This is a genomic window from Kribbella sp. NPDC051587 (genome assembly GCF_044453945.1).
GTDB lineage: Bacteria > Actinomycetota > Actinomycetes > Propionibacteriales > Kribbellaceae > Kribbella.
On sequence record NZ_JBITDE010000001.1, the window covers coordinates 1169775 to 1195712 of the forward strand.

At 68.4% G+C, this 25938-nt stretch carries 27 protein-coding genes; 11 read left to right on the forward strand and 16 right to left on the reverse strand.

The features are described from left to right. Positions 1 to 81: 81 nt before the first annotated feature. The gene (locus ACIA49_RS05580; protein ID WP_396375907.1) at positions 82 to 954 is read right to left on the reverse strand and encodes an alpha/beta hydrolase; all 873 of its coding nucleotides are present in this window, start codon (positions 952 to 954) and stop codon (positions 82 to 84) included. Then, on the reverse strand, positions 951 to 1511 hold the full coding sequence (locus ACIA49_RS05585) for a PH domain-containing protein (RefSeq protein WP_396375908.1): 561 nt from the start codon (positions 1509 to 1511) through the stop codon (positions 951 to 953). The genes ACIA49_RS05580 and ACIA49_RS05585 overlap by 4 nt, the downstream gene beginning before the upstream one ends. A 34-nt stretch (positions 1512 to 1545) precedes the next feature. Between ACIA49_RS05585 and deoC the strand changes: the two genes are divergently transcribed. Genes deoC through ACIA49_RS05600 form a run of 3 tightly spaced genes read left to right on the forward strand, consistent with a single transcriptional unit; the run spans position 1546 to position 4819 of the window. Then, a complete protein-coding gene (gene deoC, locus ACIA49_RS05590) occupies positions 1546 to 2514 on the forward strand; it encodes a deoxyribose-phosphate aldolase (protein ID WP_396375909.1) in 969 nt (322 codons plus the stop codon). A gap of 3 nt (positions 2515 to 2517) precedes the next feature. Next, complete coding sequence (locus tag ACIA49_RS05595) at positions 2518 to 3954, forward strand: aldehyde dehydrogenase family protein (RefSeq protein WP_396375910.1); 1437 nt, start codon at positions 2518 to 2520, stop codon at positions 3952 to 3954. A gap of 19 nt (positions 3955 to 3973) precedes the next feature. Then, entirely contained in the window at positions 3974 to 4819 is an 846-nt protein-coding gene (locus ACIA49_RS05600; RefSeq protein ID WP_396375912.1) for an aldehyde dehydrogenase family protein, read from the forward strand. Between the two features lie 90 nt (positions 4820 to 4909). Here the strand turns inward: ACIA49_RS05600 and ACIA49_RS05605 are convergent, their stop codons facing one another. Both ACIA49_RS05605 and ACIA49_RS05610 read right to left on the reverse strand, forming a co-directional pair. Beyond that, complete coding sequence (locus ACIA49_RS05605) at positions 4910 to 5527, reverse strand: hypothetical protein (RefSeq protein WP_396375913.1); 618 nt, start codon at positions 5525 to 5527, stop codon at positions 4910 to 4912. Between the two features lie 44 nt (positions 5528 to 5571). Next, a complete protein-coding gene (locus ACIA49_RS05610) occupies positions 5572 to 6591 on the reverse strand; it encodes a serine/threonine-protein kinase (protein ID WP_396375914.1) in 1020 nt (339 codons plus the stop codon). Between the two features lie 60 nt (positions 6592 to 6651). Between ACIA49_RS05610 and ACIA49_RS05615 the strand changes: the two genes are divergently transcribed. After that, on the forward strand, positions 6652 to 7188 hold the full coding sequence (locus tag ACIA49_RS05615; RefSeq protein ID WP_396375915.1) for an RNA polymerase sigma factor: 537 nt from the start codon (positions 6652 to 6654) through the stop codon (positions 7186 to 7188). Here ACIA49_RS05615 and ACIA49_RS05620 read toward each other — a convergent pair. The 4 genes from ACIA49_RS05620 to ACIA49_RS05635 are packed head-to-tail and all read right to left on the reverse strand — an operon-like array spanning position 7175 to position 12411. Beyond that, positions 7175 to 8455, reverse strand: a complete 1281-nt coding sequence (locus ACIA49_RS05620; RefSeq protein ID WP_396375916.1) for a S28 family serine protease — start codon at positions 8453 to 8455, stop codon at positions 7175 to 7177. The two genes, ACIA49_RS05615 and ACIA49_RS05620, sit on opposite strands and share 14 nt — an antisense overlap. A 43-nt stretch (positions 8456 to 8498) precedes the next feature. Beyond that, entirely contained in the window at positions 8499 to 10940 is a 2442-nt protein-coding gene (pepN, locus tag ACIA49_RS05625) for an aminopeptidase N (RefSeq protein ID WP_396375917.1), read from the reverse strand. Positions 10941 to 10950: 10 nt separating this feature from the next. After that, entirely contained in the window at positions 10951 to 11316 is a 366-nt protein-coding gene (locus tag ACIA49_RS05630; protein WP_396375918.1) for a hypothetical protein, read from the reverse strand. Between the two features lie 9 nt (positions 11317 to 11325). Next, positions 11326 to 12411 (reverse strand): FAD-dependent oxidoreductase, encoded by a 1086-nt coding sequence (locus tag ACIA49_RS05635; protein ID WP_396375919.1) that lies wholly within the window; start codon positions 12409 to 12411, stop codon positions 11326 to 11328. Between the two features lie 83 nt (positions 12412 to 12494). On the opposite strand from ACIA49_RS05635, the gene ACIA49_RS05640 reads away from it, so the two are divergent. After that, positions 12495 to 13190 (forward strand): TetR/AcrR family transcriptional regulator, encoded by a 696-nt coding sequence (locus ACIA49_RS05640; RefSeq protein ID WP_396375921.1) that lies wholly within the window; start codon positions 12495 to 12497, stop codon positions 13188 to 13190. Here ACIA49_RS05640 and ACIA49_RS05645 read toward each other — a convergent pair. Continuing rightward, positions 13187 to 14062, reverse strand: a complete 876-nt coding sequence (locus ACIA49_RS05645) for a LysR family transcriptional regulator (RefSeq protein ID WP_396375922.1) — start codon at positions 14060 to 14062, stop codon at positions 13187 to 13189. The genes ACIA49_RS05640 and ACIA49_RS05645 overlap by 4 nt on opposite strands. A gap of 88 nt (positions 14063 to 14150) precedes the next feature. Here ACIA49_RS05645 and ACIA49_RS05650 point away from each other — a divergent pair, with 88 nt between their 5' ends. Together ACIA49_RS05650 and ACIA49_RS05655 are read left to right on the forward strand one after the other, a co-directional pair. Next, positions 14151 to 14888 (forward strand): sulfite exporter TauE/SafE family protein, encoded by a 738-nt coding sequence (locus tag ACIA49_RS05650; RefSeq protein WP_396376037.1) that lies wholly within the window; start codon positions 14151 to 14153, stop codon positions 14886 to 14888. After that, positions 14885 to 15142 carry a hypothetical protein gene (locus tag ACIA49_RS05655; protein ID WP_396375923.1) on the forward strand — a complete coding sequence of 86 codons (258 nt, stop codon included), beginning with the start codon at positions 14885 to 14887 and terminating at the stop codon, positions 15140 to 15142. Before ACIA49_RS05650 ends, ACIA49_RS05655 begins: the two co-directional genes overlap by 4 nt. Here the strand turns inward: ACIA49_RS05655 and ACIA49_RS05660 are convergent. Beyond that, on the reverse strand, positions 15132 to 15965 hold the full coding sequence (locus ACIA49_RS05660) for an aldo/keto reductase (protein ID WP_396375924.1): 834 nt from the start codon (positions 15963 to 15965) through the stop codon (positions 15132 to 15134). The genes ACIA49_RS05655 and ACIA49_RS05660 overlap by 11 nt on opposite strands. A gap of 78 nt (positions 15966 to 16043) precedes the next feature. On the opposite strand from ACIA49_RS05660, the gene ACIA49_RS05665 reads away from it, so the two are divergent. After that, positions 16044 to 17105, forward strand: a complete 1062-nt coding sequence (locus ACIA49_RS05665; protein ID WP_396375925.1) for a DUF5937 family protein — start codon at positions 16044 to 16046, stop codon at positions 17103 to 17105. Here the strand turns inward: ACIA49_RS05665 and ACIA49_RS05670 are convergent. From ACIA49_RS05670 to ACIA49_RS05695, 6 genes are all read right to left on the reverse strand, one after another. Continuing rightward, positions 17087 to 17560, reverse strand: coding sequence for a YkvA family protein (locus ACIA49_RS05670; RefSeq protein ID WP_396375926.1), 474 nt, complete (start codon positions 17558 to 17560; stop codon positions 17087 to 17089). The two genes, ACIA49_RS05665 and ACIA49_RS05670, sit on opposite strands and share 19 nt — an antisense overlap. A 59-nt stretch (positions 17561 to 17619) precedes the next feature. Beyond that, positions 17620 to 18261, reverse strand: a complete 642-nt coding sequence (locus ACIA49_RS05675) for a S1C family serine protease (RefSeq protein WP_396375927.1) — start codon at positions 18259 to 18261, stop codon at positions 17620 to 17622. Positions 18262 to 18555: 294 nt separating this feature from the next. Then, the gene (locus ACIA49_RS05680; RefSeq protein WP_396375928.1) at positions 18556 to 19494 is read right to left on the reverse strand and encodes a VWA domain-containing protein; all 939 of its coding nucleotides are present in this window, start codon (positions 19492 to 19494) and stop codon (positions 18556 to 18558) included. After that, positions 19491 to 20510 carry a DUF58 domain-containing protein gene (locus tag ACIA49_RS05685; RefSeq protein ID WP_396375929.1) on the reverse strand — a complete coding sequence of 340 codons (1020 nt, stop codon included), beginning with the start codon at positions 20508 to 20510 and terminating at the stop codon, positions 19491 to 19493. The genes ACIA49_RS05680 and ACIA49_RS05685 overlap by 4 nt, the downstream gene beginning before the upstream one ends. Then, a complete protein-coding gene (locus ACIA49_RS05690) occupies positions 20510 to 21517 on the reverse strand; it encodes an AAA family ATPase (protein ID WP_396375930.1) in 1008 nt (335 codons plus the stop codon). Before ACIA49_RS05690 ends, ACIA49_RS05685 begins: the two co-directional genes overlap by 1 nt. Beyond that, positions 21514 to 21732 (reverse strand): hypothetical protein, encoded by a 219-nt coding sequence (locus ACIA49_RS05695; RefSeq protein ID WP_396375931.1) that lies wholly within the window; start codon positions 21730 to 21732, stop codon positions 21514 to 21516. Before ACIA49_RS05695 ends, ACIA49_RS05690 begins: the two co-directional genes overlap by 4 nt. A 127-nt stretch (positions 21733 to 21859) precedes the next feature. Here ACIA49_RS05695 and ACIA49_RS05700 point away from each other — a divergent pair, with 127 nt between their 5' ends. The 3 genes from ACIA49_RS05700 to ACIA49_RS05710 are packed head-to-tail and all read left to right on the forward strand — an operon-like array spanning position 21860 to position 25931. After that, on the forward strand, positions 21860 to 22555 hold the full coding sequence (locus ACIA49_RS05700) for a response regulator transcription factor (RefSeq protein WP_396375932.1): 696 nt from the start codon (positions 21860 to 21862) through the stop codon (positions 22553 to 22555). After that, positions 22552 to 23805: a sensor histidine kinase gene (locus ACIA49_RS05705; RefSeq protein WP_396375933.1), complete on the forward strand. Its 1254-nt coding sequence runs from the start codon at positions 22552 to 22554 to the stop codon at positions 23803 to 23805. Before ACIA49_RS05700 ends, ACIA49_RS05705 begins: the two co-directional genes overlap by 4 nt. A gap of 59 nt (positions 23806 to 23864) precedes the next feature. Then, a complete protein-coding gene (locus ACIA49_RS05710; RefSeq protein ID WP_396375934.1) occupies positions 23865 to 25931 on the forward strand; it encodes a hypothetical protein in 2067 nt (688 codons plus the stop codon). The last annotated feature ends 7 nt before the right edge of the window (positions 25932 to 25938 follow it).

Below are 25938 nucleotides of genomic sequence, written 5' to 3' on the forward strand. Positions count from 1 at the left end.
TGGGCTGACCGGGGGTTCATCCACCGGCCGGGACACGAACTCCGACGTCGGCAATCGGCTCCCAGTTCCCCCGAGTTCTCGTCAGCTCCGGAGTCGTCCACCGAGAAAGGCCAGCTGCGCCGGTAGCATCCGCCGCCAGTATCCCTGAGTGTGCGCGCCGGCCTGTTGCCCACCCGCCGCCCGCAGTTCGGTCCGGAGGTCGGCGGCCGCCGACGCGAACGGGTCGTCCCGTCCGCAATCGATGCGCACGGCAACATCTTGGAGCCCGGCCGGGCGGCCGAAGAGCTGATTGTTCTCGAAGTCTTCCCGGCTGTCGAAGGCGCCCGGGGCGACGTCCTTGTAGTCCCGCCAGACCGCTGGGCTGAGCGCGCCGACCGCGACCGCACGACTGCCCGGCCGGCCCGCGAACAACAGGGCGCCGTACCCGCCCATCGACCAGCCGAGAACGCCGTACCGGGCAGTGTCGAGACCGCGGTTCGCCAGCAGGGGAAGGAATTCCTGGTCGAGCATGAACCCGGGATCCTCGGCGGTCACCCGGCGATGCCAGTAGCTGTCCGACCCGCCGTCCACGGTCGCCAGCGCGAACGGCGGCGACCCGGCCTGTACGGCGGCAGTCAGGTACCGGTCGATCCCGAGATCACGAACCGCCGATGTGTGATCACCACCACGTCCATGCAACACCAGTACGACGGGCAACGGGTCGGAGGGCTGATGGCCAGCTGGGTAGATGATCGAGTACCCGACCGTCGTACGGCGGCCGAGCGAGTTGAACCTGCCCGACACCACCGGTCCAGCCGGTACGTCGGGCACCACGCCATCCGGACCCATCAGTCCGAGAGCCTCATGCACCCGGCCGCGTCCGGGGATCACCCCGGTCTCGAGTCCGACGACTCCCGCCGTACCGGCGACTCCTGCGACCACGCCGGTGCGCAGGAGCGCACGACGCGAGATCAACGGAGCAGTGCGGCGACGATCGCGATGACCGCCAGTACGGCGATCGCCGTCAACTCGGGACGGGCCCAGTTCGTCTTGACCGCACCACCGTCGACTGCGCCGTACTGGTCCATGTGCGCCTCGATCCGGCCGACGACGATGTCGGCGCGGGACAACGAGCTGTCCGCCGAGAGCTTGCGACCACCGACGCGCTGCTTGCGCAGGTCACGCATCACCAGTTGCACACCCGGTGCGCGGAAGCGGCCGGCGTCGGTGTGGACCCGGAGGATGTCAGCGACATCGGCTCCGCTGACCTGGTTCCACGGGATCACCCGATCGCGCAGGTGATTACGCAGCACGATGGTCTCCGGGCTGAGCGTGACCGACGGACGGACCAGGCCGCAGTACGCGAGCACCATCAGGATCGCGATCACGCTGCCGACCATGATTCCGGAGGCGGTGCGCCACTCCAGCACGATGTCCAGCAGTCCGACCACTCCGATGGCGATCACGATCCACCCGGAGATCCGGTTGGAGGTGGACAAGTACTGCTCGGTCTCGGTGTCGTTCGACTTCACCCGCACAACGTAACCGGTTGTCCGGATCAGCACTATGCTGGCGAGGGTGACCACTACCGACAGCGGCGTCGACAGTCTGGCCGACGTGACCTCGTCCGAGGACCGGCTGCGCCGGTTCCTGCTCGGTCTGCCGGGCGTCGACCAGGTCGGCGCCGAGGCCCGGGCCGCCACGCTGAGCACCCGCTCGATCAAGACCACGGCCAAGGCCTACGCGCTGGACCTGGCGATCCAGATGATCGACCTGACCACTCTGGAAGGCTCGGACACCCCGGGCAAGGTGCGCGCCCTGTGCGCCAAGGCCAAGCGGCCGGATCCGGCCGACCCGACCGCGCCCCAGGTGGCCGCGGTCTGTGTGTACCCGGACCTGGTGGCGACGGCGAAGTTCGAGCTGCGCGGGACCGGCATCAACGTGGCGAGTGTGGCCACCGCCTTCCCCAGTGGACGTTCGAGCCTGGCGATCAAGGTGCAGGACACCAAGGACGCGGTCGCGGCCGGGGCCGACGAGGTCGACATGGTGATCGACCGCGGGGCCTTCCTGTCCGGGCGGTACGGCCTGGTCTTCGACGAGATCGCCGCGATCCGCGAGGCCGCGGGTGACGCACATCTCAAGGTGATCCTGGAGACCGGCGAGCTGGTCACCTACGACAACGTCCGACGCGCGTCGTGGCTGGCGATGCTGGCCGGCGCCGACTTCATCAAGACCTCCACCGGCAAGGTCTCACCGGCGGCCACGCTGCCGGTGACCCTGGTGATGCTGGAGGCGGTCCGCGACTACCACGAGTCGACCGGCCTGCACATCGGCGTCAAACCGGCCGGCGGCATCCGGACCGCGAAGGACGCGATCAAGTACCTGGTCACGGTCAACGAGACCGCCGGACCCGACTGGCTGGACCCGGAGCTGTTCCGCTTCGGCGCCTCCAGCCTGCTGAACGACCTGCTGATGCAACGCACCAAGCTGGCCACCGGTCATTACCCCGGCCCCGACTACTTCACGCTGGACTGAGGCATGAGCAGATTCGAGTACGCACCGGCCCCGGAATCGCGGGCCATCGTCGACATCAAGTCGTCGTACGGGCTCTTCGTCAACGGCGCCTTCGTCGAGGCGACGGACGGTAAGCCGTTCAAGACCGTGAGCCCGGCCTCGGAAGAGGTGCTGGCCGAGGTCAGCGAAGCCGGACCGGCCGACGTCGACAAGGCCGTTCGCGCGGCCCGGAAGGCGTTCGAGAAGGTCTGGGGCCCGATGGCCGGCCGCGACCGCGCGAAGTACCTGTACCGGATCGCGCGGTTGGTCCAGGAGCGGGCGCGTGAGCTCGCCGTACTGGAGTCGCTCGACAACGGGAAGCCGATCCGCGAGTCGCGCGACGTCGACATCCCGTTGGTGGCGGCGCACTTCTTCTACTACGCCGGTTGGGCCGACAAGCTCGAGTACGCCGGTGCCGGTGACGACCCGCAGCCGTGGGGTGTCGCTGGTCAGGTCATCCCGTGGAACTTCCCGCTGCTCATGCTGGCCTGGAAGATCGCTCCCGCGCTGGCCGCCGGCAACACCGTCGTACTGAAGCCGGCCGAGACGACGCCGCTGACCGCGCTGGCCTTCGCGGAGATCTGCCGGCAGGCGGATCTGCCACCGGGGGTGGTCAACATCGTCACCGGCGCGGGCCGCACTGGTCAGGCTCTGGTCGAGCACCCCGATGTGAACAAGGTCGCCTTCACCGGCTCGACCGCCGTCGGCCGCGCGATCGCGAAGTCCGTCGCGGGCACCGACAAGGCGGTCACGCTGGAGCTCGGTGGCAAGGCGGCGAACATCGTCTTCGAGGACGCGCCGATCGACCAGACCATCGAAGGCATCGTCAACGGCATCTTCTTCAACCAGGGCCACGTCTGCTGCGCGGGTTCGCGGCTGCTCGTCCAGGAGAGCGTGTACGACGAGGTGCTCGCGCGACTGAAGCGCCGGATGAGCACGCTGCGCGTCGGTGACCCGCTCGACAAGAACACCGACATCGGCGCGATCAACTCCGCGGCGCAGCTGGCCAAGATCCGTGAGCTGTCCCAGATCGGCGAGGACGAGGGGTCCGAGCGCTGGTCGCCGGAGTGTGAGCTGCCGGCGCAGGGCTTCTGGTTCCCGCCGACCGTCTTCACCGGGGTCTCCCAGGCCCACCGGATCGCCCGCGAGGAGATCTTCGGGCCGGTGCTGTCGGTGCTGACCTTCCGCACCCCGGCCGAGGCCGTCGAGAAGGCGAACAACACGCCGTTCGGGCTGTCGGCCGGGATCTGGACCGAGAAGGGTTCCCGGATCCTCTGGATGGCCAACCAGCTGCGCGCCGGCGTGGTCTGGGCCAACACGTTCAACCGCTTCGACCCGACCTCGCCGTTCGGCGGCTACAAGGAGTCGGGTTACGGCCGCGAGGGCGGCCGGCACGGCCTGGAGGCTTACCTTGCCCACTAAAGACGGTGCTCGCCTCGAGGTGCGCAAAACCTACAAGCTCTACATCGGCGGCGCCTTCCCGCGCAGCGAATCCGGCCGCGCGTACGCGGTCACCAACACCAAGGGCAAGTTCCTGGCGAACGCGTCGCAGGCGTCCCGCAAGGACGCCCGGGACGCGGTGGTCGCGGCCCGGAAGGCGTTCGGCGGCTGGTCCGGCAAGACGGCGTACAACCGTGGTCAGGTGCTGTACCGGATCGCCGAGGTGATGGAGGGGCGGCACGAGCAGTTCAGCTCCGAGGTCGCCGCCTCCGAAGGCCTGTCGATCTCCAAGGCCCGCGCGGTCGTGGACGCCTCCATCGACCGCTGGGTCTGGTACGCCGGCTGGGCCGACAAGCTCGCCCAGGTGGTCGGCTCCAGCAACCCGGTGGCCGGCCCCTACTTCGACTTCTCGTTGCCTGAGGCAACCGGTGTCGTCGCCGTGCTGGCCCCGCAGGACTCCAGCCTGCTCGGCCTGACCTCGGTGATCGCCCCCGCGATCGTCTCCGGCAACACGGTCGTCGCGGTCTCGTCGTACGAGCGTCCCTTGCCTGCCGTGACCTTGGGCGAGGTGATGGCAACCTCCGACCTCCCCGGTGGCGTCGTCAACCTCCTCACCGGCTCCGCCTCCGAGATCGGCCCCTGGCTGGCCTCGCACATGGACGTCAACGCCATCGATCTGTGCGGTATCGAGAGCCCGGACGAAGCCCGTGACCTCGAAGCAGCCGCCGCCGAGAACCTCAAGCGTGTACGCCGTCCCGCCCTCGAGGACTGGTCGGAATCCCCCGGCCTCTCCCGCCTCACCCAGTACCTCGAACTCAAAACCGTCTGGCACCCCATCGGCGTCTGACCCCCATAACGTCCGAAGAACCGGAGACCCGCCCTCCGGTCCTTCGGACGTTAGCTATGTGCGCGCGCCCTGGCCGGTACGCCGGGTGGGTCAGCGGATGGCGGTTCGGGTGAGGGCGGGGTTCGGGTTGGGGTAACAGTTCACCGGGGAGTTGATGGTGATGAACTTCCACTTGATCTTCGCGGTCAGCGTGAGGCCGGGGTTGTCGTAGGACGTGCCTTGGAGTTTCGTCTCGACGACGGCGCCTCGGCGACCGGCTTTGAGGCGGACGGTGAGCGTCGGGAGCTGGTAGGCGGCGCCGCCGGGGATGGGGCCGGCGACGGTGATGACTACCGTGCGACCGTCGCGGCGGACTGACGGGGTCGAGTTGAGGCCGGAGCCGCCGGTGAGGGCGGCGCTCACGTACGACGTGTTGGCGGGGATCGGGACGCGGAGAGCGAGGTCGCGAACCTCTTTCAGCGTGAAGCCTTTGACCTCGCCGGGGAGTTGACCGGGCTTGAGGTCGACGGTGATCGAGAACCGGTGGTTCGGCTTGATGGTCGCGGGCGCTTTCGCATCGACGCCTTGGCGGAGCGACAGCAGGTGCTTGCCGAACTTGGTGTCGGCCCGGCAGGCATAGCTCGCGACGGGTTGGGCTGCCGCGGGGAGGCCGAAGGTCAACGGCAGAACGGCGACACCGAGAATCAGAAGATTGCGGTGAGTAGCCATATCGCTACCCTAAGCATCCAAACGACTGCTTGGGGACCCTCGTCTCACTGGCCGAACAGGTACCAGCCGCCGGCACCGGCCGCGACGAACACGACCGGCAGCGCCGCTGCGAACCACAGCCACGCGCGACGGCGGCGACGCCGTACAGGTGGGTTGGTCGCGACTGTGGTCGAGACCTCGTCGTCGGTGATGCTGGTGCGCTCCTGGGCGCGCAGCGGCGCCTCCTGCTCCAGCCGGTACGCCTCGGCCTCGAGCCGCTCGGCGAGCAGCTCGGCCCGCTCCCACCGGTCGGTCGGGTTGTAGGCCAGCGCTCGCGCGAAGATGTCGTCCAGCCCACCGACCGCGTCGTGCAGCAGCGGCTGCAGCGTTCCGGGCAGCAGATCCGGGTCGCGGTTGAGCACGTCAGGAATCGAGGCGACGGCGTACGGCGGATGTCCGGTCAGCAGCGCATACGTCACCGCGCCGATCGCGTAGATGTCCGCGCGCTCGTCGAACCCGCCGTCCCCGCGCCCCTGCTCAGGAGCCATGTACGACGGCGTACCGACTGCCTGCGTGAGCCCGGAGGCCTCCGCTGCTCGCTTGGCCAGCCCGAGGTCAGCCAGCACGATCCGGTGCGTACCGCCGCCGGATTCGATGCCCACGTTCTCCCGGAGCAGCAGGTTCGCCGGAGTGACGTCGCGGTGTACGACGCCCTCGTTGTGCAGCGCCGCGACCGCCCGGGCCAGGTCCGCGCCCCACCACAGCGCGTCGACCGGATCCAGCGTGCCCTGCCGCAGCAGGTCGCCCAGCGTGCCACCACCGACGTAGTCCATGACGAAGTACGGACGCCCGTCCGGAAGCCGGCCGAGGTCGAAGACCCGGACCACGCGATCGCTCGCGATCCGCCGCATCAGCCGCGCCTCGGACAGGAACCGCTCCCGTACGTCGGCGCGCGAGGCCCAGTTGTCGGCGAGGACCTTGACCGCGACGTCCACGTCGAGGTCGTCGTCATACCCTCGCCAGACCGTCGCGAACGCGCCCGCGCCGATCTGGTCCTGCAGCCGGTACCGTCCGATGACATCCATCGCGAGCTATTGTCGTCCACGTCGGGTCCCACCGGCGACAACCACACTCTCTGGGGGAGTATGAACGAGGAGCTGGAAGCGCTCGCGGCGCGGACTCTGCACGACGAGTCGCACATGCCCGAGTTGCTGCAGGCGATCCGGCCGCTGGTGCAGCGCCGGGTGGCGAAGTTCCTCCCGTACCGCGAGGACGCCGAGGAGGCGGTCCAGGACACCCTGCTCCAGGTGGTGAACAAGCTGCACACGTTCAAGGGCACCGGCAGCTTCGCCGGCTGGGTGACGATCGTGGCCACCAACCAGGCCCGCCAGACCTACCGCTCACTCAAGCGGCGCGCCGTCGAGCAGACCGCCGAGTACATGCCGGAGGCGGTCGACCCGCGCACCACCTCGGTCATCGCCGGCTCCCGTCTCGACCTGCTCGAGGCCCTCGAACACCTCGAGTCCAGCCATCCGCAACTCGTCCAGCCGCTGGTCCTGCGCGACCTCGGCGCCCTCTCCTACGCCGAGATCGCCGACGAACTCGACGTACCGCTGGGCACCATCAAGGCCCGCATCCACCAAGCCCGCAAAGCCGTCGCCGAACGCCTTACCGTGCGCTGACCCAGCTCCGCAGAAAGTCGGTCGCAGCCGTCCGCTGAGCCGTCGGCAGGTTGGCGATCGTTGCGTTGTGATTGCCATCCGGTACGACGTACGTGTGGCAGTCGTGTGGACACGGCGCGAACTGCTCTGCGGACCAGGGATCGTTGGCGCCGTAGATGTAGAGCATGCGAGTCGCTGAGGTCCGCGCCCAGTGGTCGATGTCGGGCATGGCGTTCGCGTCATGTTTGGGCGGGTTCTTCAGGGTCGCAGGGGCGGCGCTGGCTTCGGGGTAGTGCAGAAGACCCTTGAGCCAGGTGGTGCCGGTGGAAGTGTCGGGCCAGTTCAGTTGGGCGGCTGCTTGGTAGAAGTAGGCCTGGTACGGCGCGACGCCGGCATCCGAGTACGACGACCAGTCGACGATCTGACCGATGAACGTGAAGAGCTGCTGGTCGGTCGCGGACCGGCCAGGGACCAGCAGGCAGCTGGACTGGGTGCGGTACTGCCAGAACTTGAACGGGGTGTCGAGGACGGCGGCTTCGAAGGCGCGATCAGCTGAGCCGTAGGCCTGGACGTAGGTCAGGTTGAGCTGAGTGAGCTTCGGGAGCAGGGTCGCGCGGCGGTAGAGGGCATTGCGCTGGAGAGTGCGGAGGGCTTCGTTGCAGGCGGGATCCGTGCCTGCCTGCTGGATGAAGTCGACGTACGAGTCCTGCTCGTTGACGGTGTCCTGTGGCGCGACGTAGGCGATCGTGGCGTCGACGTCGGCCGGATAGAAACGGCGATGGTAGACCGAGGTCATTCCGCCCTTACTCGCGCCGGTCGAGAGCCACTTAGCGCCGTACAAGGGTTTGAAGGCTTCGACGATGCGGTGGTGGCCGGTGGCGGCCTGCCAGATGTCGAGCTTGGTCCAGTCCTTGCTCGCCGGGGTCGAGCGGCCGAAGAACCGCTGCTCGACGTTCAGTTGGTTGCCGTCGACCAAGCGGGTGGGCTCGGCGGCGTTGGCACCCACCGCGCCGGTGTAGCCGGTGGTCTGCAGCACGGTCGGACGGTCGAATCCCTTGTGCCACAAGGTGATTCGTTGCTCGAACTGCTCACCGCCGGTCGCGTGGTGATCAGTGGGTTGGGAGTACCAGAGCACGAAGAACGGCTTGCCGTTGAGCAGCTGGCCGCTCTCGATCCGGAGCCCGGCGATCGTCTCCAGCCGGGCCCGGACCGCAGCGACCGAGTCGAGGGCCGCCGCGGGAGTCACGGGAAGTACGACGAGCACCAGAAGCAGGCGGAACCATCGCATTCGGTGACCCCTCGAGCGCTAGCCGACACTCTGAGTGACCAGATTAGCTGTATCGGCGACGAACCTCCACTGCCCTCCGCAGCTCGTCGAGGTAGTTCGCGACCGCCCGCCGGATCCCGGACGTCACCGTCGAGTCCTTGGTCAGCGCCTCGGCCCTGCCGATCAGATCGGCGTCGATCGCATACTTCGGCACGATCCGGTTCGCGGTCAGCATCAGCACCATCCCGGCCCGGAAATCCCCGGTCCCGGCGATGTCGGTGAAGAACCTCGCCACGTACGGCGCGGTGGCCGCCTCCTGCACGGGATGCCAGAAACCCTCTGCCGTGGCGAGCAGTTCCCGGACGCCGATCTCGGGGTCGGTCATGATCCGCGCCCAGGCCGCCTCCTTGCCATCGGCAAGCGCCGCCCGACACCGCGCGGCATGCGTGACACCTTCGGAGGATTGGTCTCGCGCCAGCTCAGTATCGATCTCCGCCGCGCCAAACGCATCAAGCCGCACCAGCTGAAGCACGATCGCCCAGCGCAGATCCTGCCCGACCTCCAAGCCGCTGGGCGTCCGCTCGCCGGCCAACCAGCCTTTCAGCAGGTCCGCGTCGTTCGTCGTCGCGACAAGACCGCGGGCGGTGGCGAGCTGCAGGCTGCTCCCTGGCTCGACGGTCACCAGCTTGGCTTCCAGCGCCTCCGCGACCGCGCCGCGACTCTCGTCGTACGGGAGGTAGCCACCGAGAACCCGGTCCAACAACCAGCGAACGAGCGACTCGACGGCGACGTCGCTGTCCTCGGACCCGACAGTGGCGACGAAGAGGTCGAGGGCCTGGCGCGGATCGAGGTCGCCGTTCATCGTCGCGTCCCGGACCGCGTTCCAGATCACCGCGCGCGTCGTACTGTCCGCGATCTTCGGCAGTACGGCGGGCAGGTTGGCCAGTGTGGTCGCGTCGAGCCGGATCCTCACCCAGGTGTCGTCCTGCGCGTCCGGAACGATCACCGCGAGTTCGTTGCTCAGCGCAACTTCCGCCGTGTCGCCGTCCAGCACCAGTTCGACGATCGTCGGCGTACCGGCGTCGTCGTACCCACCGACAGTCAGCGTGTGCGGCCGGCGTGACTCGTCCGGGCTCTGCCGATGCAGCACGACACCGGTCGCCGTGCGCTCGGCGGTGAGTGTGTCCAGACCGGAGGTTCGCAGCCACTGCTCGGACCAGTTCGCGAGGCCCTCTGCCCCGGCCTCGGTGAGCTTGGCGATGAACTCGGCCAGGTCCGCGTTGCCGTACTCATGCGCCGCGAGGTGCGCGTTGACACCCTTGAGGAACACGTCGTCGCCGAGGTACTTCGCCAACTGCTTGAGCACCGCCGCACCCTTGGCATACGAGATGCCGTCGAAGTCGTCGAGCGACTGCCGCGCGTCCTTCAGGCTGTCCGGCGCGACCGGGTGCGTCGAGCTGCTCTGGTCGGTCTGCATCCCCCACCACTTGCGCACGAAGGCGAAGTCCGTCCAGTTGCCCCGGTACGCCGTTGCGTCCTCGGCCACGCGGTGCGCCATGTACTCGGCGAACGACTCGTTCAGCCACATGTCGTTCCACCACTTCATGGTGACCAGGTCGCCGAACCACATGTGCGCCATCTCGTGCACCAGAACGCGCGACCGGGTACTGCGCTCGGCCTCGGTCGTCTGGGCCCGGAACAGGAAGTCGTCGGAGACCGTGACGCAGCCCGGGTTCTCCATCGCGCCGAGGTTGAAGTCGGGGACGAACACCTGCCAGTACTCGCCGAACATGTACCGCTGCGCGAACATCCGGTGGTACGCGTCGAACGCATCTCGCGTGCTCCGGAACAGGTCCTCCGCATCCGCCTCCAGCGGCTCCTTCAACGACTGCCGGCACGCCAGTCCGAGCGGGATCCCGTCGTACTCGCTGCGGATCAGGTGGAACGGCCCGGCGGCGATCGCGACGAAGTAGGTCGACAGCGGCTTGGTCTCAGCCAACGCCCACTGCCCTGGCGCTGTCTGCGAGGCGGCACCGTTCCCGAGCACCACCCAGTCCTCGGGGCACTTCACCGTCACCGTGTACGGCGCTTTGAGATCGGGCTGGTCGAAACACGGGTAGTACCGAGGCGCCGACTCCAACGACGACATGCCATAGGTGTAGACGCGCCCATCGGCCGCATCGACCGACCGAACCAGCCCCTCGCCGTCGACGGAGTACTTCTGGACGGCGTGGATCACCAGTTCGTTCTCAGCCTCCAGCCCCTCCAGTGGGAAGCGACCATCGGCGAGCGACTCCGGATCGAGCGACCGACCGTTCAGCTCGACCGAGAGCAGCCGCTCCGGCTTCACATCCACCCAGCTCGTCTCGCCGGCCGCCGTGAACCTGATCCGGCTGGTCACCTCGAAGGTGTCGCCGGGATCGGTCAGATCGAACGCGACCAGGTACGACCCCACGGTCAGGTCCGCGGCCCGCTGCCGGGCTTCTTCCACTGTCAGAGCACGCATGCCCTGCACGCTATCCGACTGACCGGGCAACAAGCTGAGCCAACGCCCGCACCTCCTCGTCGGTCGTCTCGGCGCTGATCCGCGCCAGCACCTCCGCATCCTCAGGCTGACCAACACTGGCCAGGACATTCAACGCACTGAGGTGGTCGAAACCCGCGCGAATCTCTCCGCCTCCCTCGACCGGCGGGCCGCCCAGGATCCGCAGCGCAACCTGCCGCGTCTCGTCGGCAAGCTCGCCGAGCGGATTGCCCCCACTCACCTGCGTGTACGACGCCGCTACCTGGTACATGTTCAGTGCTCGGCACACCATGGCGATGTTGCTGCTGTGCAGCAACGCCTGGAAGGCCTGCAGAGGAATGGCTTCGCCCGCGTCCATGCCCGCACGCTAACCGAGTGGTTCGCCCTGGAAGAACCTCAGCACCTTCTGCGCCGCGTCCGGCCCGGTCAGTAGGTCGGCGGCCGCAGCCGACATCTTCGCCGTCTTGGCCGCGCGGGCCAGCATGGCCGGCTCATACAGGCGGACCGCGGCCTCCAGGTCCTGCGGATGAGCTGCGATCGCGCGTGCGAGGTCAGCCGCATCCAGCATGGCAAGGTTCGCACCTTCACCGACCGGCGGCAGCAAATGCGCCGCGTCACCGAGCAGCGTGACACCACGCCGATGCACCCAACTGAAGTCCATCGGCAGCACGTTGATCGGGCGCACCGCGAACGGCGCGTCACAGGCCGCGAGCAGGCGATGGAACTGCGGCGCCCAGTCGGCGGGCAGCCCGACCGCCACGCCTATCTCGGGAGGCTTCGGTAGCGACATGCTGACGTCGATGGAGCCGTCGCCCTTGCGCTGTGCGGCCAGGTGCCGGTCCGGCCCGAAGACCCAATAGTTGCCGCGACCGACCATCGCGGCGAGCTCGGGCTGGGATCGATCGGCGTCGGCAATGGAGCTCTGGACCAGCGTGTGGCCGCCATACGAGGGCCGGATGTCGGACAGCAGCAGTCGAACCCGGGAGTTCGCGCCGTCCGCCCCGACCAGCAGGTCGCACTCGACGGAATCACCATCGACGAAATGGACGACGTACCGGTCGTCGACCTGCTCCGCGTGGCTGAAGACGCGACCCCAGCGAACGGAGTCGACGGGGATCGAGTCCAGCAGCAGGTCACGCAGGTCGGAGCGATCGATCTCCGGCCGAGCCATCGGTGCGTCGTCCGGGGTGGTCTCCTCGAGCAGCATCGTGCCCGTGTGATCGAGGAGCCGTTGGTCCTGGCCCTCACGGCGGGCGAATCGGAGGAACTCCTGCTCGAGACCGGCCTCTCGCAGGGCCGCCTGCCCGGTCTGCTCGTGCAGGTCGAGCGAGCTGCCCTGCACCCGCGCCTCCCGCGACACATCTCGCTCGTAGACGACGGCCTCGATACCGCGCATATGTAAGACCCGAGCCAGCGTGAGGCCACCCGGTCCACCACCAACGATCACAATCACGAGAACCCCTCATCAAAGAGCGCCTTCGATACGGTGTATCAATTTATACACCGTATCGATCGGTACGGTGTAAAGTCCACTTCGTGGTGGACCTGATCTGGGAGCGAGCCGAACCGCCCGAGCGGCGGGTACCGGGCCGCCTGAGCCGAGTGGCGATCGTGAACGCGGCGCTCACGCTCGCCGATGCCGACGGGCTGGAGGCCGTGTCGGTGCGGAACGTCGCCGGCGCGCTCGATGTCGGCCCGATGCGGCTCTACCGGTACGTCGACACCAAGGACGAACTGCTCGATCTTCTGGTCGACGCCGTGTACGCCGAGATTCCGCCCGCGACCGGGTCCACGTGGTCCGAGGTCCTGCGATCGATCGCCCACGGCACCCGGGACGCAGCTCTGCAGCACCCGTGGTTCGCCGAGCTGCTCGGCCGCCGCCCGCAGTTCGGCCCAGCCGCGCTCGCGCGCACCGAGGCTTCCTTGACGGCTCTACGGGCCACCGGACTCGAGGATGTCGACCTCCTGATGGGATCCCTCGGAGCGCTCAACTCTTACGTGAGTGGCGCTGTCCGCAAGGAGCTCACCGAGCGTCGAGCCGAGGAGGCCACCGGTCTCAACGAGCGGGAGTACCAGCACCTGACCGGCCCCTACCTCACTCGCATGTTCGCCACCGGGAACTACCCCAGCCTGGAGCGCAGCGTCCGCGACGCCCGCCACCTGAGTCCGGCCGAGTCGTTCGAGCTAGGCCTCGATCTCCTCATCGACGGCATCGCACGGCGCCTCGGCTAGCGACCGGCCGCCGCGCGGAGATGCTCGGCCAGGAGGAAGGCCGGCTGCGGGGCGTTGGCGGCGTAGCAGAGTAGATGGGCGCGGATGGACCATGAGTCCTGCAGCGGGCAGATGTCGATCGAGGTGAACGCGTCGACGGCTCGGCGCGGGACGATGGCGAGACCTGCGCCAGCCGTTGCGAGGGTGATCAGCGTGTGGAGGGTCGGCACGAGGGTCCGATAGCGCGGTACGGGTGCGTGTGGACCGAGGCGCTCTTCCATCCACAGCGTCAGTGGGGAGACGCGGTCGAGCGCGACCAGCGGGTGCTCGGCAACCTCGGCGTACGCGATCGAGGTTCGTCCCGCGAGGACACCGCCGGCCTGGCCGATCACGACGAGCGAGTCGTCGGCGAGCGGTTCGGTCCGGAGCGGGGTCGGTTCGTCGTCGAGGATCACGCCGAGATCGGCCTCTCCGGCGGCAAGGATCTTGACGCTCCGGACGGTACGGCGTTCCTTCACGTTGACGTCGTACTCCGGATGATCGCGGAGGAATGTGGCCAGCGCGGCCGGGACGAGCTGGTGCATCGCCGACCCACCGGCGACCAGGCGAACCGGCTCGGTCCCAGAGACGGCGTACGACGCGACCGCGCTGTCCAGGCGGGTGGTCTCGGCCAGCACCTCGCGGGCGTGCCGAGCCAAGGTGGCGCCGGCAGGAGTCAGGCGGACGCCTCGGCGCTCGCGGATCAGCAGCGGTACGCCGGCCTGCGCTTCCAGAGCTCTGACCCGCGCGCTGGCTGAAGGCAGGCTGAGGTGCATTGCCCGCGCGCCGCCGGTGATCGAGCCCTCGGCAGCGACCTGCGTGAACAGGCGAAGGTCATCCAGGTCGTACCGCATGGATTCAGCCTACGCCTCAGCCTTAGGCTGACTACGGGGATCGCGCATTGTGGACTCCCGATCCAGGCCTGATCCTCGAAGAGTGCTGATGATCCTGCTGGCCGGTATCGCTGCCGGCGCCCTGAACGCCGTGGGCGGCGGCGGGAGCTTCGTCGCACTCTCCGCCTTGGTCGCGGGCGGCATGCCACCGGTGATGGCCAACGCGACCTCGACGGTCGCGCTGCTCCCGGGCAACGCGACCAGCGCCTGGGTCTATCGGCGCCAGGTGACCGTGTTCGAGCAGGTGTCGACGCTGCGGCTGACGCTGGCCAGCGTGCTCGGCGGCGCACTGGGCGCCGGCTTGCTGTTGTGGTTGCCCTCGGCATCTTTCGATCTGGCGCTGCCATGGCTGCTCGCCTTCGCGACGCTGATCCTCGCGTTCGGCAAGCGGTTGAACCGCGCGATCAACCTCGGCACTCCAGGACCGGCGGTCATCCTGGCCGGGCAGTTCCTGCTCTCGATCTACGGTGGCTACTTCGGCGGCGCCGTCGGCGTGATGATGCTGGCCTTCTGGACCGCCACCACCTCCCTCGACACCGCTCGCGGTACGCCGTTGCGAGTCATCCAGGTCGGCGCTGTGTTCCTGACGGCGGCGGTCATCTTCGTGTTCGCCGCCGATGTGCTCGACGAGCCCCGGCACCTGATCTCCATGCTGTGCGGCGCGATCATCGGCGGCTACCTGGGAGCCCACGCAGTACGGCGGCTCCCCCACGTCGTACTGCGGACCCTGGTCCTGGTCATCGCGGTCGCGATGACCGTCCTGTTCTTCGTGCGAGCATTCGGATGAACAGGGCCCAGTTGGCGATGGCCTACCAAGCCTGCGAGGTCTCAGACCTGGCTCGCTCGGCGGCCGAACTGGACGACCCGGAGGCGGCGCTGGCCCAAGCCGAGCTCGTGCTGTCCGCGGCGCGCGAGCTGGTGAACGCGGCAACCCGCTTGGCGTGCCGGACTTCCGACGTACCGACTGATCCTCTGCAGTTGTTCGCCTATCAGCATCCCGACGAGGCCGCGGGCGACGTCGAAGACTGGCTCAGGGGTTGAGGGCCTCCAGCCGGGCGAGGTGTTCGGGGGTCAGATCGAGTGCGGCAGCCGCGACGTTCTCCTCAAGGTGCTTGAGCGAGCTCGTGCCGGGGATCGGAACGACCACAGGTGAGCGGTGCAAGAGCCAGGCAAGCGAGAGCTGCGCGGCGGTCGCGTCGAGTTCCTGCGCGATCGCAGCCAACTCCGGTGATCCGGCGTGCTCACCGTTCGCGATCGGGACGAACGGGACGAACGCGATGCCCTCGGTCGTGCAGTAGTCGAGCACGTCCTCGTGTTCGCGATCGGTCACGTTGTAGCGATTCTGCACGCTCACGACGTCGAGTGTCGCGCGCGCCTCGCGGAGCTGATCGACGGTGACCTCGGAGAGGCCGAGACGGCGTACCTTGCCTTCGGCAACCAGTTCGGCCAGCGCGCCGAATTGATCGGCGGCCGGGACTGTCGGGTCGATCCGGTGCAGCTGGAGCAAGTCGATCTGGTCGATCTTCAGCCTGCGCAGGCTCAGTTCGGCGGCCTGCTTCAGGTACTCCGGGCGCCCGCACGGTGTCCATTCGCCCGGCGACGGCCGGGTGCGGCCGACCTTGGTCGCGATGACGACGTCGCCGTACGGGTGCAGGGCCTCGGCGAGCAGGTCCTCGTTGGCGCCCAGTCCGTACGAATCGGCGGTGTCGATGAAGTCGACGCCGAGCTCGACGGCACGGCGGGCAACCCGGATCGCCTCGGTCCGGTCGGTGTCCGGGCGGTAGTAGCCGGAGATGCGCATGGCGCCGAAGCCGAGCCGGTTGACATCCAGGTCGCCGATCTTCAGACGAGGTTGGGTGGGCATGGGATTCCTTTCGCTGGGTCGATGCGGCCAGCTTCGGCCCTGGCGTCCGGGTGGTTGAAGTGATTTAGTCTGAGCTAAATGCTGACGATCACCTTCACAGTTCCCGACCTGGCCCGGATGCGGCTGGCGGTCTCGCCGTTGTGGGAGGTCGTCGCGAGTGTGCGGCTGCTGAGAACGCGGCGGCCGCACCAGTTCCACGGCCGGTGGGCGCGGACCGCACGGGAACGGATCGCCGGGACCGAGCTGGGCCTGCTGTTCGATCTGATCGATCCGGACGTCTGGTACCTCGCGGACTTCCTGACTCCGCCGCCACAGAGTCCGTTACCGGAGCTGGAAGGTGAGCTCGGGGCGCTGCGGCGGGTGTCGCCCGACCAGGTGCGCGCGGACCTCGACGTACTGGCTTATGCACGGCGACATCCCCTGGGGTCACTCACTGAGGTTCAGCTGCCGCGACGGCTGCGCCCTCCGGCGCCGGGCGATCTGCCGTCGCAGGCAGTGGCCGACCTGTACGCCGACCCTGCTGCGGGGATCACGCGGTTGGCCGATCAGATCAGCGCGTACTGGGAGTTGGCGATCGCGCCGCACTGGGGACGGATCCGGGCGCTGCTCGACAGCGACGTGATGTATCGCGGGCGTCAGCTCGGGCAGGCCGGACCAGCCGGGTTGTTCGCAGACCTCGCCGACACCGTGCGGTGGCGCGACGGAACCTTGTTCATCCGGCACCGCAGGTTCCAGGGCGCCCGGCAGCTGGCGGGCGAGGGGTTCTTGCTGATCCCGTCCGCGTTCGTCTGGCCGACGGTGCACTCGAGCACGATCCCGCCGTGGCAGCCGACCTTGACCTACCCGGCGCGCGGCGTCGCCACGCTGTGGGACGACTCCGCGCAGGCCACACCGGCCGGTCTGGCCGCCGTACTGGGGAACTCCCGGGCCGCCTTGCTCTGCCTGCTGGACGCACCGCGGTCGACGACGGACTTGGCTCGGCGTACTGCGATGACGGCAGGCGGGGTGTCCCAGCACCTGAGCGCGCTACGGTCCGGTGGTTTGGTGACGGCACACCGAGCGGGGCGCGTCGTGCTGTATGCGCGAACGGCGGTGGCCGAAGCCTTGCTGGAGTCGGCTGGTCAGTCGAGTGGGCGCTGACGGATCTCTTGGCGTTCGTGGTTGATGTAGAGGCCGGCGGCGGTCGAGACGCTGGTCAGCAGCCAGACCAGGACGCCGGCGTCGTCGGTGACACCGATGACTGGGAGCAGGTCCGGCAGGATGTCGATCGGCGAGACCAGATAGACCAGCGCGAACACCCACAACGCCATCCGGCTCTTCGGCAGCTCGCCGTACGTCCCCTGCCGGGCGGCCCGGATCAGCCGCGGTAACGCCCGCGCCCGCTCGATCACATCGCCGACCGGCACCGGCTCGCCCTTGGCGATCTTCCGCGCCCGGACCTTCCGCTTCCGGAGGAAGCCGAACACCGATGCCCCGGCCCCGATCACCAGCAAGGCCACGCCCACCACTGGCGCCGGCAGACCGATGACGTCGGCGTCCCGGAACACCAACGTGCCCAGCCCGATCAGCGCCAGCAACCCACCGAAATACACCATCCCTCAACTGTAGTGGGCGGACGCTGCCAATACGGTGTTCTCGACACTGAGACAGCGTTTCAGTCGATCAGGCCTCGGACGATGGTGGTCATGCGGTCGACGGGGATGGCGAAGCCGATGCCGATGCTGCCGGAGCGGGAGCTGCCGAGGGTGGCGATGGCGGTGTTGACGCCGACGACCTGACCGGCGGCGTTGACGAGGGGGCCGCCGGAGTTGCCCGGGTTGATGGCGGCGTCGGTCTGGATGGCGGACTGGCGGGTGTTGTTGTCACCGAAGCGGGCCTGGCGGTCGACGGCGCTGACGATGCCGGCGGTGACGGTTCCTTCCAGGCCTAGTGGTGAACCGACGGCCAGGACCGGGTCGCCGACATGCAGCTGTGCGGACCGGCCGAGCGTGAGCGCGCGCAGTCCCGACGCGTCGGCGGTCGAGACCTGGAGGACGGCGAGATCGTTGTTCGCGTCGACGCCGAGAACGTCCGCGTCGACCTGGCGGCCGCTCGACAGGACCAGTGATACATCGCTCGCTCCTTCCACCACATGGGCGTTGGTGACCACGTGCCCCTGCGGGTCGATCGCAAATCCGGAGCCGGTGGCCTGGCCTGCGCGCACCGACACCACACCCGGCAGCACGCTCGCCGCTGCCGCCGAGATCGACCCCTGCGGCGCCCCGCCCGCTGGAGCCGCCGCCTGCGGCAACTCCACTCCGCTCTCCCGACCACCTGTGACCGCGCCCGCCAAGCCGCCTGCAACCAACGACAACGTCAACGTCCCAAGCACCAAGCCTGTACGTCGGTTACCGGGTGGACCCGTCACCCCGGCCTGAGGTGCCGCCGCCACCAGAGAGGGGGGAGCCAGTGGCGCGGCGGAGGCCGGGGTGACGGAGAAGGTGGGCGGAGCAGGTGCTGCGACAGGTGGCGGTGCCACCGGCGGAGGCCCGGGAATGTAGTCCGGGCCGCGGAAGGGCTTTCCTAGGTGTGGAGACATGTCGGGCTCCTACTACGGGAGGCGGGAGAACCAGAGGAGAGAGGCCAGTGCGGCCAGGAGCGCCGCGGCCAGGGCGATACCGGCGACGAGGTTGGTGATCTCGCGCGGTTCGGTGGTCCACCCGATCGAGGACTGCAGATCGGAGTAGACGTCTCGGAGTTGCTCGTCGGACTCGGCCGCGTAGGACGAGCCGTTGGTCGACTCGGCCAGCGTCTGCAGCGCCTGCGTGTCCGCCGGAACCGGAACCTCGCGTCCATCCAGGTTGACCGTGCCCTCCGGCGTACCGTAGGCGATCGTCGACACCGGAACACCAGCCTGTACGGCGGCCTGCGCGGCCTCGTCGATCGGGCTGCCCGAGGTGTTGCCACCGTCGGAGAGCAGCACGATCCGGCTCGGCGGCGGATCATCCGGGTCGATCGTCCGGATCGCTTGCAGGCTGGTCAGTACGGCGTCCCCGATCGCGGTGCTGTCCCGCAACTGCAGACCGTTGATCGCGTCGACCGTGGCCTGGTGGTTGGTGCTCGGAGCCGCCGCCACCGTCGCGGTCCGGGCGAACGCGACCAGGCCGACGTTGAACTTCTCCGGCAGGTTCTGCACGAACTCGATCGCCGCCTGCTTGGCGACCTCGAACCGGTTCGGCGCCACATCGGTCGCGGCCATCGAGTTCGACACGTCCATCGCGACCACGACCGTGGCTCGCTCCCGCGGAACGCGGATGTCGGCCACCGGCCGGGCGATCGCGATCGTCAACACTGTCAGGGCTGCGAGGAAGGCCGCGGCCGGCGCGTGCCGGCGCCAGCCGGGCCGATGGGGGGCGACCTTCTCCAGCATCGGCAGGGTCGCGAATCGGACGGCGTACTTGCTCCGTCGGCGCTGGGCGATCAGATATGCCGCGACCAGGGCCGCGACGAGCACCAGCAGCCAGAGCCACAGGGGTTGCTCGAATCTCATCGGACACCGGTCCTCGAAGTCGGGGACCGCCGGACGCTGGCCCGACGGCGGGAGGTGGCGAAGGCGGCGACGTCGCGGACCCAGTCGTTGTCGGTCCGCAACACCAGATGCGCGGCACCGGCACCACGGATCGCCTGAGTGGTCCGCTCCCGGTGCGCGGCCATCGCTTCGGCGTACCGGCGTCGTAGTCGCTTGCTGCTCGTCTGTACTTCGCGACGGCGACCGGTCTCGGGATCGACCAGCGTGAGCAGGCCGACCTCGGGCAGTTCGAGCTCCCGCGGATCGAGGACCTCGATCGCCAGCACCTCGTGCCGCGCGGAGAGCCGGCGCAACGCATCGGCCCAGCCGAGCGCGCCCTCACCGTCACCTGAACGCCCGGCGGCGGCTCGCCCGATGGATCCACCGGCGACGATTCTTGGCGTGAACGGATCGTCGTGGAAGTCGGAGACGACCACGCGGAGCCCCGGCCGCGGATGTTCGCGGTTCAGCCGCGAGATCGCGCGCGCAAGGTCGGTCGATGGGTACTCACCTGGCGTTGCCCTGGGCAACGAAAGCAGTGTGCGCAGGGACCGCCGAAGCTGGGCCGGACCACCGGCTGCGGGTACGCGTCGTACCTCGTCGCCGATCGCGATCCGGACACCGAGCCGGTTCCCGGGGCCGCTCGCCAGCAGGCCGAGCGCGCCGACGATCGCGATCGCCAGATCACGCTTCTCGCTGAGCGCGGTCCCGAAATCCATGCTGGCGGACGCATCCAGCAGCGCCCAGGTCTCCAGCTCCCGCTCGGCAAGCGGGGCCCGGACGTGCGGGTCGAGCGACCGCGCGGTCACGTTCCAGTCCATCCGGCGGACGTCGTCCTGACCGGCTTGGTACGGCCGCGCCTCGTTCGGCTCGCTGCCCGGACCACTGCGCAGCCCGGTGATGTCGCCGTGCAGAAACCCTTCCAGCTTCCGCTTCACCGTCAGCTCGAGCGCCCGCAACGCGCGTTCACGACCCGCAAGGAGATCCGGGCCCCTCATCAGGCGGCTTCTGAATCTGACGGTACGACGTGGGGCTGCTCGATGGTGTGCAGGATCCGCGCGACGATCGACCGCGGATCGACCCCGTCCGCGAGTGCGTCGAACGTGAGCACCAAGCGATGCGACATCACGTCGAGAGCGACGTCGTACACATCAGCCGGCAGTACGTAGTCCCGACCGCGCAGCAGCGCCAGCGCCCGACCTGCCGCGACCAGACCGAGGGTCGCCCGTGGGCTCGCCCCGAACTCCAGTACGCCGGCCAGATCCGCCAGCCCGTATTGCTGCGGAGCACGAGTCGCGTGCACCAGGCGGACGACGTACTCGGCCACGGCGTTGTGGACGAACACCTCTTCCGTTGCCTGCTGCAACTGATGGACCTGCTCCGGAGTCAGTACGGCGTTCGCGTGGGGGCGCCGGGCGCTCATCCGCTGCAGGATCGTCAGCTCCTCGATCGGGCTCGGGTAATCGACGGTGATCTTGAGCAGGAACCGGTCCCGCTGTGCCTCGGGAAGCGCGTAGACGCCATCGGACTCGATCGGGTTCTGGGTGGCGAGCACGAGGAACGGGTCGGGCAGCCGGTAGCTGGTGCCACCGATGCTGACCTGGTTCTCGGCCATCGCCTCCAGCAACGCCGACTGCACCTTGGCCGGGGCCCGGTTGATCTCGTCGGCGAGGACAAGGTTGGCGAAGATCGGTCCGAGCTCGGTGTCGAAGCCCTCGGTCGACGGTCGCCAGATCCGGGTACCCATGATGTCGCCGGGAACAAGGTCAGGGGTGAACTGAAGCCGGGCGAACCGACCACCGATCACTTCGGCCAGGGTTCGGACCGCGAGCGTCTTGGCGACTCCAGGCACACCCTCCAACAGACAGTGGCCTCGGGCAAGCAATCCGACCAGCATCCGCTCGACCAGCTGGTCCTGGCCGACGACGACCCGCTTCACCTCGAACAACGCGTGCTCAAGGGCGGCCGCCGTCACACCGGGACGCGCAACATGTGTCTCGGTCATGCGTCGCCGGCCGGGTTCTGCTCAGGCTGGGTCTGGCCCTTGCCGACATTCTCGTTCGGGCAGTCGCCGTGGTCCGCCGCACTCTGGTCATAGGTCACGTAGCCCTGCTCCGGCGCCGGGTCGTCGCCTCCCACCGCGTAGGCGACCCCACCGGTCCCCAGGGCCGCCACGGCAACCGCCGCACCGAGGACGAGCCGCTTGCCTGGGATGTTCATCGAGAAGCTCCTTCGGTTGGATTGCTCCCCACCTCATCAAGGGGGTGCGAAAACGACCGGAAAGGAGAACGAAAGCCGAGCGAAAGAGCTGACCGGCGGACTCGGCCAACACCGCTACCTTGGTCTGGTGCGACTACTGGTGGTGGAGGACGAGGAAGGCCTGGTCAGCGCGCTGCGCTCCGGACTCGGTCGGGCCGGTTATGCCGTGGACACGGCACTGACCGGGGCCGAGGCGGTGGAGAAGCTGGCGACCACGGCGTACGACCTGGCGATCCTGGACATCACACTGCCGGACACCAGCGGGCTCGACCTGTGCCGGGCGGTCCGCCGCGGTGAGATCGAGGTCGCCTCCGGACGGGAACTGCGGGTGCTGATGCTGACCGCGCGGGCCTCGCTGGCCGATCGGGTCCGCGGTCTGGACGAAGGCGCCGACGACTATTTAACGAAGCCGTTCGCGCTGGTCGAGCTGCTGGCCCGGATCCGCGCGCTGCTGCGCCGCGACGTAACGAACGGCAGCACCCAACTGCACGTCGGCGACCTCGTCCTCGATTCAGCCCGCCACCTGGCCACCCGGAACGGTCGCGAACTCGCGTTGACCCTCAAGGAGTTCGGCGTACTGCGGTATCTGATGTCGCGGCCCGGTCATGTCGTGTCGGCCGAGGAACTGCTCGAACATGTCTGGGACGAGAACGCGGACCCGTTCACCCAGAGCGTCCGGGTGACGGTCGGGACGTTGCGTCGCAAGCTCACCCAGGACGGGGAAGAAGCAGTGCTCGAGACAGTGATCGGCCGCGGCTACCGCCTCCGAGGTGACGACACATGAACCTCCCACCGTTCACCCAGACGATCCGCTTCCGGCTGACGCTGACCTACTCCGCCGTCCTGATCGCCCTGTCGGCGCTGATGCTGGCCGGGGTCTACTTCGCCCTTCGGGCCTACCTGAATCCGCAGCCGCTGAATCCGATCACAGTGAACAAGACCTACAAGGACCACGAAGGGCACTGGCAGATCAAGGACGGCTACCGGATCGAGGCCGCTGAGCTCTCCAGCGTGCAGTCCGCAGTCAACTACCAGACCCTCGAAACACTGCGGACGTATTCCGCGGCCGGCATGGGTGCGCTCTTCCTGGTGAGCCTCGGAACCGGCTGGTGGTTGTCGGGGCGCGCACTACGACCGGTACGGCGGATCACCGAGACCGCGCAGGAGATCTCCGCGACCGACCTCTCCCGGCGAATCGCTCTCGAAGGTCCACGCGATGAGCTGCGCAACCTTGGTGACACCGTGGACGACATGCTCGAGCGACTCGAGTCCGCGTTCGTCGCACAACGCCAACTGGTCGACGACGCTTCCCACGAACTGCGCAATCCGCTCGCGGTCATCCAGGCGAACGTCGACGCCGTACTGGCGCATGACGACACTCCGTCCGAGGAACGCGCGCAGGCGACCGCGATGGTGAGCCGCGCGATCCAGCGGATGACCCGGCTGGTCGAGGATCTGCTCGCTTCGGCCCGGCGGTCGTCACCTGCGTTCGTGGACGCCGACGTCGACCTCGCGACGATCGCGAGCGAGGCGGCCGAGGAGTACGACCTGCTCACCGCGGATCGCGAACTCCACGTCGTACGACGTCTGTCGCCCGGACCGATCGCCGCCGGCGACGCGACCGCGTTGCGCCGCGCGGTCGACAACCTGCTCTCGAACGCGGTCCGGCTCGCCCGTGGCGGCAGTCAGCTCATCCTGGCCGTCGGCAGTCAGAACGGCTGGGCGTGGATCGCCGTCCGTGACGAAGGCCCTGGCATCTCCGCCGACGACGCCGACCGCGTTTTCGATCGCTTCTACCGGGCCGGCCGCCCGCAACCGCCGGCCACCGTTCCCTCCACGGGCCAACGCCGCGCGGGCCTCGGTCTCGCGATCGTCCGCCAGATCGCCGAGTCCCACAGCGGCACCGTCGCCCTGCACTCCGAGCTGGGCGTCGGCAGCACCTTCATCATCTGGCTCCCCGACCGCTCCCTCACCGACGATGTCCGCCGTACCCCCACCCCTCCCACGGAGGATCCGCTCGGCCCGAGGGTCTGACGTTTCGGCTGGAGTCGAAGGGGTTCTCCACCTGTAGGACACTGCGGCACCGTCAACACATGCGCAAAGTGCTTGCGGGGTTGGTCGTGATTTTCCTGGCTGTGTGCCTGCCGATGCCGGCCCAGGCTGTGCCGATCGGTGGCGGGACGCCGATGGCAGCCGGCTACGCCTTCTATCCAAGGGTGATCCGGCTCGAGCATCAGGCGCAGGGCAACGGGACGCTGGTCGCTGCCCTGGTCACGAACAACGGCAAGGACTGGGTCGGCGCGATCCACCACAGCACCGACAACGGGCTGACCTTCACCAAGCTGGGCGAGGCCAACGATCCGGACAACAAGTACGGCATGTGCTGCCATACGCTCTACGAACTGCCGCAGGCCGTCGGCGCGATGCCTGCCGGAACCCTGCTGTGGGCGGCGTCGATGGGCGCTGACGCCGGAGCCGGTCGGCGGATGAGCGAACACGTGTGGAAGTCGGCGGACCAAGGCCGGACGTGGACGTTCCTGGCCGAGGTGGACAAGTCGCCGAGCGCGGCCGGCACTTGGGAGCCCGAGTTCACGGTCGCGACCGATGGGCGGCTGGTGATGTTCTACTCCGACGAGACCGACGGCCTACACAGCCAGAAGCTGGTCGAGCATGCGTCGGCCGACGGCGTGACGTGGACGGGACCGCGGGACGTGGTGGCGTTGGCCGATACGACGGCCCGGCCGGGGATGGCCGTCGTACGGAAGGTTCCGGACGGTAGTTATCTGATGAGCTACGAGATCTGCGGTGGCTCGCACGTCTGCGAGGCCTACGTCCGCTGGTCGACCGACGGGTGGAACTGGGGTACGGCGACCGATGCCGGTACCCGGGTGCGGACGGCGGACGGGCGATACCCAGCCAGTACGCCGACGATCACGGTGAGCGGGAATACCGTCGTACTGAACTCGATGCGGGTCCGGAACGCCGACGGGAGCTTCGCGGCCGGCGACGGGAAGATGTTCTTCGGGAACGCGGCGAGCGGGCACGGGGACTGGTTCGAGGTGACCGCGCCGGTGCAGATTCCGGATCCGGGGAACGGGGTTTGTCCGACCTGGAGTAATCCGCTGCTCGGCTCGGCGGACGGGAAGTCCGTGTTCCAGATCGCGACCGACTATGACGCGGGTGGGACGTGTCGCGCCTGGCCGGGTGCGGGAGCCGCCGTACCGGTGGGGAGTCGGTCAGCGGTCGAGGCAGGGCAGGTCTTCCTGACGCAGTACCAGCAGCATCTCTTCGCGACGAGCTCGACCGGCACGTTGCGGCACTGGTTCTGGGACAGCCGCGACGGGATGCACAACGACAGCTGGGGTACGGCGGTCGCCGGGCAACCGGTCTCCCTCCTGTACGGCGCGCAGCAGCACGTGTTCTGGCGATCGACGAGTGGTGCATTGGAGCACTCGTTCTGGGACCCGGCGAGCGGCAGCTACCACGACACCTGGGGAACCGGATTGGCCGGCGACCCGGCCGCACTGGTGAACGGGAACGCTCAACACACCTGGGCAGTCGATGTCTCCGGCAACCTTCAGCACTGGTGGTGGGCACCCGGACAAGCCGTCCAGCGCAACACCTGGGGCGACGGGCTCGCCGGACGGCCGAGTGCGCTCCTGGTTGCAGATGCCGAGCATGTCGTCGTACGAACCACTGATGGTCGCATCCGGCACATCTGGTGGACGGGACCCCAGGGATTCCGGAGCGAGACGATCGGCAGCGACGTCACCGGGGACCCGGTCACCGCGCAGATCGGCGACGCCCAGCACATCTGGGCAACCACCTCGAACGGCGACCTCCGGCACTGGTGGTGGAACGCCCGCGAAGGCTGGCGAACCGACGTCTGGTCCACAGGCGGCGCAGTCGGCCGTCCCGCCTTCCTCCAAGTCGGCGACGCCCAGCACCTCTGGCACCGCACCACAGCAGGAGAGTTGGTCCACGTCTCCTGGTCCCCCAGCACCGGCCTCGTCCGCGAAACCATCGGCACCGGCATCACCGGTGACCCGACCGCCACATCCGTAGGCTCCTCCCAACACGTCTGGTCCCTGGACGCCACCAACGCCGCCCAGCACTGGTGGACCGAAGGAACCACCCTCCGCCACGACACCTGGAGCTAGTCGATAC

What these genes read in the sequence shown, in the direction of transcription:
- deoC (WP_396375909.1), top strand. Translation starts at nt 1,546, where the DNA reads ATGCTGGCGAGGGTGACCACTACCGACAGCGGCGTCGACAGTCTGGCC.
- ACIA49_RS05595 (WP_396375910.1), top strand. Translation starts at nt 2,518, where the DNA reads ATGAGCAGATTCGAGTACGCACCGGCCCCGGAATCGCGGGCCATCGTC.
- ACIA49_RS05605 (WP_396375913.1), bottom strand. Translation starts at nt 5,527, where the DNA reads ATGGCTACTCACCGCAATCTTCTGATTCTCGGTGTCGCCGTTCTGCCG.
- ACIA49_RS05610 (WP_396375914.1), bottom strand. Translation starts at nt 6,591, where the DNA reads ATGGATGTCATCGGACGGTACCGGCTGCAGGACCAGATCGGCGCGGGC.
- ACIA49_RS05615 (WP_396375915.1), top strand. Translation starts at nt 6,652, where the DNA reads ATGAACGAGGAGCTGGAAGCGCTCGCGGCGCGGACTCTGCACGACGAG.
- ACIA49_RS05620 (WP_396375916.1), bottom strand. Translation starts at nt 8,455, where the DNA reads ATGCGATGGTTCCGCCTGCTTCTGGTGCTCGTCGTACTTCCCGTGACT.
- pepN (WP_396375917.1), bottom strand. Translation starts at nt 10,940, where the DNA reads ATGCGTGCTCTGACAGTGGAAGAAGCCCGGCAGCGGGCCGCGGACCTG.
- ACIA49_RS05630 (WP_396375918.1), bottom strand. Translation starts at nt 11,316, where the DNA reads ATGGACGCGGGCGAAGCCATTCCTCTGCAGGCCTTCCAGGCGTTGCTG.
- ACIA49_RS05645 (WP_396375922.1), bottom strand. Translation starts at nt 14,062, where the DNA reads ATGCGGTACGACCTGGATGACCTTCGCCTGTTCACGCAGGTCGCTGCC.
- ACIA49_RS05650 (WP_396376037.1), top strand. Translation starts at nt 14,151, where the DNA reads ATGATCCTGCTGGCCGGTATCGCTGCCGGCGCCCTGAACGCCGTGGGC.
- ACIA49_RS05655 (WP_396375923.1), top strand. Translation starts at nt 14,885, where the DNA reads ATGAACAGGGCCCAGTTGGCGATGGCCTACCAAGCCTGCGAGGTCTCA.
- ACIA49_RS05660 (WP_396375924.1), bottom strand. Translation starts at nt 15,965, where the DNA reads ATGCCCACCCAACCTCGTCTGAAGATCGGCGACCTGGATGTCAACCGG.
- ACIA49_RS05665 (WP_396375925.1), top strand. Translation starts at nt 16,044, where the DNA reads ATGCTGACGATCACCTTCACAGTTCCCGACCTGGCCCGGATGCGGCTG.
- ACIA49_RS05670 (WP_396375926.1), bottom strand. Translation starts at nt 17,560, where the DNA reads ATGGTGTATTTCGGTGGGTTGCTGGCGCTGATCGGGCTGGGCACGTTG.
- ACIA49_RS05680 (WP_396375928.1), bottom strand. Translation starts at nt 19,494, where the DNA reads ATGAGATTCGAGCAACCCCTGTGGCTCTGGCTGCTGGTGCTCGTCGCG.
- ACIA49_RS05685 (WP_396375929.1), bottom strand. Translation starts at nt 20,510, where the DNA reads ATGAGGGGCCCGGATCTCCTTGCGGGTCGTGAACGCGCGTTGCGGGCG.
- ACIA49_RS05690 (WP_396375930.1), bottom strand. Translation starts at nt 21,517, where the DNA reads ATGACCGAGACACATGTTGCGCGTCCCGGTGTGACGGCGGCCGCCCTT.
- ACIA49_RS05695 (WP_396375931.1), bottom strand. Translation starts at nt 21,732, where the DNA reads ATGAACATCCCAGGCAAGCGGCTCGTCCTCGGTGCGGCGGTTGCCGTG.
- ACIA49_RS05705 (WP_396375933.1), top strand. Translation starts at nt 22,552, where the DNA reads ATGAACCTCCCACCGTTCACCCAGACGATCCGCTTCCGGCTGACGCTG.
- ACIA49_RS05710 (WP_396375934.1), top strand. Translation starts at nt 23,865, where the DNA reads ATGCGCAAAGTGCTTGCGGGGTTGGTCGTGATTTTCCTGGCTGTGTGC.